The following is a 6090-nucleotide window of genomic DNA, read 5'->3' as shown; positions in this document are numbered from 1 at the left end:
GTTCCTACTTTCATGTCTTTCTACATAGAAAGTGTACAAAGACATGAAACTCTAAACTATTTAGACAAGAAAGTCTAAACTTTTATTTTTGGAACTTGATGGGGACAAGAAAGTCTAAACTAAAAATTTCATTTTTGGGATTAAATGCACTATACGTCTAAACGTTTCAAAACTTGTTTCATTTCTGAATTAATATTAATAATTGAATGAATTTATCTTGCTGGTTGTTCGAGATATTTTAATTTGGACTTAAAAAACTACATCCTATATAGAATGTAGCTTTTTATCGTTATTATTACTTCTCATTTAATTTCTTTAATATATTTTCTGGAATCTCTTCTTTTTTAATAACTGAAATATCATGCATTCTTGTATCGCTTCCTTTTTTCACTGCTTTAATATATGTACCGATAGGGAATTTATTATCCGATCCGAAACCTAAGTCAACTTTATTTAAATCTTTATCATATCCAATTAGGTCATAAGAATAATGAATTACATCTTTAGGTGCCGTAGGATCTTGTTTAGCTTCTTCTTTTACTACACCATATACATCTGTTTCACTTGCGAACGGACTATAACGATCCCATTGCTCGCAGCCAACCAATCCAATACTGAATAGCATAGCTAACATTAATATAAAAAATCTTTTTTTCATTCTTATTCAATCCCTCTATAATTTATAGTTCTAGAAAATAACGTACAGACGTACATATTTGGATTGTTCATCTAAGATAGGTTCTTATTTTGCATATCCCTTGCAAACATCAATCCACTTTAAATATTTTGAGTATCTTTCTAGTTCTTCTATTTTTAATTCAATGGCACTATTTGCACTACCACAAGCAGGAAAGACAGTTATAAATCTTTGTAGTGATACATCCAAATACACTTCTACATCTTCATTTACAGCAAACGGACAAACACCACCTATTGCATGTCCAATTAACTCTTCCACTTTGTTTGCATCAACCATCTTAGCTTTAACACCAAACTGTTCCTTGTATTTACGATTATCAATTTTAGCATCACCTGCAGTTACTATTACTAAAACACGATCTTCTATTTGAAAAGATAAAGTCTTTGCGATTCTTTGAGGTTCACATTGTAACGCTTTTGCTGCTAATTCAACTGTTGCACTAGATTCTGTTACCTCTATAATTCTATCTTCCATACCATATTGTTTAAAATAAGAAATGACTTTTTCTAACGACATTTTACGGACCTTCCTTTCCCTTTCGAATTATCATGTTAATGTAATTTTATAAAAATATTAAGGTTTATTTATATACCCTCCAAATGAATGTTTTACATATCTGTTTGGATATAGATCATTAATCATTGCATATGGACTCCCATTCCAGTACCTAACTACTGGTGTCCATAATCTATGCCTTTTTAGCCATTTCATTGTGTATTGCTGTAATAATTGATTATCTGTCAACTTTTCTTTTTCTTCAATTGTCCATTTCAGTGCTTGTAAAGCTTTTTCTTTCGTCCAAAATTTATTAGGAGCCTTAGTAAATTCCCATTCTTTAAATCGATTCGGATATAAATCATTAATCATTGCATACGGACTATTTTCATATTTATGTTTCAATACGCCACGTAAACGATACTTTGCAATTAATGCGTTATTCCAATTCTGTTTGATTTCTTCTTCGTTCCAATTTAAAATGTTTGTTACTAAATATCTTGTTACTCTTTTAGCCATTTCATTATTTTCATCTAATTTCCAAGTGTTTGGCGGGAATCTATTTCTTATTCCATCTAATATCTCCTGATAAATTTCCTCTATAGTAATTGCTTTAATCTGCATTTCACAAGGTGCATCCCTTTCCTGGAATTTGAATAAAGAAAATTCTGACTTTATAATGTGAGTTAATACTATTACTTTGCTCTTCTAGTGAAAAATTTCAATAAAGCTTTACATGAAAATACAGGTTGGTATCTATAAAATGATTCATATTGCCACTGATCATTATTGGAAAGTTTAAGAGCTTTACATTTGTTTTGATTATCATTGAAATCGTTCTTTTTATTCATATATTCTTCTCCATGTAATGCAAGTATTATAATTGAAAGTTAAATTTTAATACTTGCTGAATATGCCTAACACTAGCATGTGATTTTAGTATTAATTATTATTTTTAAGGGGAAATTTCATTTGTAATTCGCTTATTGGCCCTGAATTTCGAAGATAGTATCAATTTCCACTGTGATATTCATGGGTAGCTGATTCACTCCAATTGCCGTCCGGGCATGTTGACCTTCCACTCCAAAGATATCATGTAATAATTTTGAAGCAGCATTAATAACAATATGTTGTTGATTGAATTCAATTTCACAATTCACAAAGGCTTGTAGTTTCACTACATTTACAATACGGTCCAAATCACCAATATACTCTTTGACTGCTACCAGTGTATTAATAATACAAATTCTTGCTGCTTCTTGTGCTTCTTCTAAGGTTCTTTCTCCACCGACTTTTCCTGTATAAGCGGGTGTACCATCTATAAATGGAGCTTGTCCTGAAACAAAAAGAGAATTCCCTAATTGTTTGACAGGTACGTACAATGCTTTAGTAGGCGAAGTCTTAGGTAATATAATACCTAGTTCTTCCATTCTTTGTTCTATTTTCATTTTCTAGCTTCCTTTTTATTAAATTTGAATCTCACCAATGGCATATACAACTGCTGTTCCCGCAATCTTTACTCTGTCTCCCTCATGTTTACAATATAATGTTCCGCCTCGGTCAGACAGCTGCCTTGCTACCATTTCATCTTTACCAAGACGTTGTGCCCAAAATGGGATGAAACTACAATGCGCTGAACCGCAAACTGGATCTTCATTTACATTTAGTTTTGGAAAAAAAACCCTGGAAGCAAAATCATATTTAGCACTTCTGGCAGTAACTGATACGGCTAATCCTTCTGTTAGCTCCTTCATTTTCGCAAAATCAGGAGTTAGATTTTGAACATCCTCTTCATCTTCTAATACGAAGATCAAATCTCTACCTAAGTAGCTTTCAATAGGGTTTATACCAATGGCTTTAACCATCTCATCTGTTAATGTAATCTTTTCAGGCATTCTGCTTGGGAAATCCATCTCATAAAGATTACCTTTCTTGGATACAACAAGTTTTCCGCTCTTTGTTAGAAATATAATTTCCTCAATACCTTTTTCATAATAATTTGCAATAACGTATGCTGCTGCTAAAGTTGCATGGCCACATAGATCAATTTCTCCTCCAGGAGTAAACCATCTTAGTTGATAGCCCTCCCCTTCTTTTACAGCATAAGCTGTTTCAGACAGATTATTTTCTATCGCAATTTTTTGCATCATCTCATCTGAAATCCAATCTTCCATGATACAAATTGCTGCAGGATTTCCTTCAAATATGTTTTCTGCAAATGCGTCTACTACATAATATTTCATTGCATATACCTCCATAGTGTCCCATTGTGTATTAAGATCAAATGATTATGATGTTTTTATCTCAACATCGGAACACCTTTAGGCGCCTCAGTATGTTCCGAAAGTACGTTCCTTATTTCTTGAGATAAAGGAATTGATTTTTGTGATTGAAAATTAAAATGAACTAAAATAACTTTTCCTCTTGCAATCCAATTTTGATTTTCATCTTGTATAACATGTTCAACTTGAAAACTTGCATTACCAATTTTGCTAATCCATGTAGAAATAACTAGTTTTTGACCATAAACCACCTCACGAATATAGTCACATTGAGTTGAAGCAACAATTAAATTCCAAGAGTCTATTTTTAGACTCGGATTAAAAATTTTAAAGAGGTCATTTCTTGCTTCTTCAAAATACGTAAAATAATTTGAGTTGTTTACATGTCCTAAAGAATCACATTCATTAAAACGTACAATAATATCATGTTTAAACATAATATCTCTCCTTTTAAGCATGATAATGTTGCAATCTCTGACTACCTAAAAAAATTATTTAATCAAAATTAAATATTTGCATGAATCTTAAAAATCACGTATATTGCCTCTATACTATAAGTCTCGTTTAATTCACATTACTTAATGGGTTATAAATATAAAACTCTTTTGTGCGAAATGATTAAATTATCATCACATATGGGTATCATTTTAAGTAAAGACGTTTAACCTAATACTTATTAATAGAGCTATTACCTCCTTTCGCATTTTAAATTTCATTTTAAAAATCCCCTGAACTACTTGTATGTTATATCGAAACCCTATATAACACGCAACCACCTTCTATAACACTGAAAGGAGATTTAATATGCATTTTGAAATTCAACGTAATAGTGAAATTTCGCTTTCCAAACAAATATATCTATCTATTGTCGATCAAATACGTTCTGGCTTTCTACAAGAAGGAACACAATTACCTTCTATACGCACGCTTACAAAACAATTGAAAGTGAGTCTAGTGACAGTAGCAAAAGCATATAAGAAACTCGAGGAAGATGGATTCGTTACTTCTATTCAAGGGAAAGGGTCCTTTGTTAATCCGGAAAGAAAAGAAGTTGTTAATCGACAACCAAAAGTTTCACCTTATAATTGGCAGCTCTCAATTCAGGATTACTTACCTAGATCTCAATTTTCTCGTTTTCATCAAGTTCCAGAAATGATTCAATTATCATCTTCAATGATTGATCCCAGGTTATTTCCTAACCGCTTTTTAGAACAAGAAGTTCAAAAAATATTTGTTCATAATCCAAGGATTTTATCCCAGTATGCAGAAGTTCAAGGAGATCTTGAACTAAGACATGAAATGGCTGCATATTTAAAAAGAACTGATATTACTACGGATCCAGATAATATATTAGTTACAAATGGCTCTCAGCAAGGAATCGGTCTAATTGCTCGTACATTTATCGGGCCTGATGATGTGGTTATTATGGAGGCTCCTACTTATCCAGGAGCAATCGATGTTTTTCGCGGGAGAGGTGCTACAGTCCTTACCGTTCCAATCGATAAAGATGGCATGAGGATAGATATTCTTCAGAGTTTATGCGATAAATATAAACCAAAGGTTATATATACAGTCCCTACTTTTCATAATCCAACAGGTGTTATCACAACTGCTAAAAGACGTAGACAGATTCTTGATATAGCCCAAAGTAGCAATAGCATAATTATAGAAGATGATCCATGGAATGAAATTTACTTTAGTAAAAAACCACCGGTTCCTATCAAAAGCTTAGATGATTCCGGGCATGTTATTTATTTAAAAGGTTTAAGTAAAACATTTGCACCTGGTTGTAGAATTGGAGTTTTAGTTGCTTCTGGTTCCATATTTAATCGATTGTTAGCAGCAAAAGCTAACGCAGATTTGGGTAGTTCTTTACTCACTCAGAAGATGATATTACCGTTTATTAAATCAGAGAAATCAATGGAGCATATAAAAAAGTTACGAACTGCTTTGAAATTACGAAGAGATCTAGTTTTATATTTATTATCAAAGTATGCTCCTTCTGAAGTTTCATGGTACACTCCTGAAGGAGGATTAAATCTTTGGATTAGTCTTCCTGATTGGGTAGATACAAATTCTATTCTTTTAGAAGCACAAAAGAAAAAAGTGACATTTTTGCCTGGTTCAGCTTGTTACCCTGTAGAATTAGAAAATCATCATATGAGATTAAGTTTTTCTTATATGAGTGAACAAGAATTAAAAGAGGGTGTTAAAGTTTTATGTCATATATTCCATTCGGTTATTTCATCGAAGACAGCTCATGACAATGCACCATTCTTTTAATTACAGTATGGTGCCAAATGATTAGTAGTTCAAAAAATCTATTCAATCTTATAAATATAACAATAGGACTGCCTCATTTAAAAACATATAACCTTATCAAAAAAGAACTTGTAGCTAGACTACAAGTTCTTTTTTGATAGTAATAAGATTAATGGTTAGATGTTAAATAATTTAAACTGAAAAATCAAGATTTTATACATATGTTGGTTGGTATAACTAATAGAAAAGTTTAGCGATAATTAAATAGACAGTTTTGTATTAAGACAAAATCCATTTAGATACTTGTATGTTACATTGGAACCATATATAACACTCCCCCCCATTTATAAC

6 protein-coding genes and 1 pseudogene are annotated in these 6090 nt (G+C 31.9%); 1 reads left to right on the top strand and 6 read right to left on the bottom strand.

Annotated elements, in window-relative coordinates:
* Positions 1-295: 295 nt before the first annotated feature.
* The 6 genes and pseudogenes from DN403_RS23595 to DN403_RS23570 form a co-directional block, all read right to left on the bottom strand.
* A complete protein-coding gene (locus DN403_RS23595) occupies positions 296-658 on the bottom strand; it encodes a YxeA family protein (RefSeq protein ID WP_098412714.1) in 363 nt (120 codons plus the stop codon).
* A gap of 84 nt (positions 659-742) precedes the next feature.
* A complete protein-coding gene (locus tag DN403_RS23590) occupies positions 743-1216 on the bottom strand; it encodes a YbaK/EbsC family protein (protein ID WP_098412713.1) in 474 nt (157 codons plus the stop codon).
* 63 nt (positions 1217-1279) lie between these two features.
* Positions 1280-1819 (bottom strand): annotated as a pseudogene (locus tag DN403_RS23585) (DUF4046 domain-containing protein); the annotation flags it as partial.
* 359 nt (positions 1820-2178) lie between these two features.
* Positions 2179-2643 (bottom strand): RidA family protein, encoded by a 465-nt coding sequence (locus DN403_RS23580; protein WP_149185810.1) that lies wholly within the window; start codon positions 2641-2643, stop codon positions 2179-2181.
* 18 nt (positions 2644-2661) lie between these two features.
* On the bottom strand, positions 2662-3438 hold the full coding sequence (locus tag DN403_RS23575; RefSeq protein ID WP_149185809.1) for a PhzF family phenazine biosynthesis protein: 777 nt from the start codon (positions 3436-3438) through the stop codon (positions 2662-2664).
* 56 nt (positions 3439-3494) lie between these two features.
* On the bottom strand, positions 3495-3914 hold the full coding sequence (locus DN403_RS23570; protein ID WP_149185808.1) for an acyl-CoA thioesterase: 420 nt from the start codon (positions 3912-3914) through the stop codon (positions 3495-3497).
* A 367-nt stretch (positions 3915-4281) separates the two neighbouring features.
* Here DN403_RS23570 and pdxR point away from each other — a divergent pair, with 367 nt between their 5' ends.
* Complete coding sequence (gene pdxR / locus DN403_RS23565) at positions 4282-5760, top strand: MocR-like pyridoxine biosynthesis transcription factor PdxR (RefSeq protein WP_149185807.1); 1479 nt, start codon at positions 4282-4284, stop codon at positions 5758-5760.
* The last annotated feature ends 330 nt before the right edge of the window (positions 5761-6090 follow it).

The sequence above is a fragment of the Bacillus sp. AY2-1 genome, assembly GCF_008368965.1.
Taxonomy (GTDB): domain Bacteria; phylum Bacillota; class Bacilli; order Bacillales; family Bacillaceae_G; genus Bacillus_A; species Bacillus_A thuringiensis_S.
This window is presented reverse-complemented; position numbering and strand designations above follow the sequence as displayed.

Bases quoted from the DNA above. Each gene is read 5' to 3' on its own strand.
- pdxR (WP_149185807.1), top strand. From the start codon at position 4,282: ATGCATTTTGAAATTCAACGTAATAGTGAAATTTCGCTTTCCAAACAA.
- DN403_RS23595 (WP_098412714.1), bottom strand. From the start codon at position 658: ATGAAAAAAAGATTTTTTATATTAATGTTAGCTATGCTATTCAGTATT.
- DN403_RS23590 (WP_098412713.1), bottom strand. From the start codon at position 1,216: ATGTCGTTAGAAAAAGTCATTTCTTATTTTAAACAATATGGTATGGAA.
- DN403_RS23580 (WP_149185810.1), bottom strand. From the start codon at position 2,643: ATGAAAATAGAACAAAGAATGGAAGAACTAGGTATTATATTACCTAAG.
- DN403_RS23575 (WP_149185809.1), bottom strand. From the start codon at position 3,438: ATGAAATATTATGTAGTAGACGCATTTGCAGAAAACATATTTGAAGGA.
- DN403_RS23570 (WP_149185808.1), bottom strand. From the start codon at position 3,914: ATGTTTAAACATGATATTATTGTACGTTTTAATGAATGTGATTCTTTA.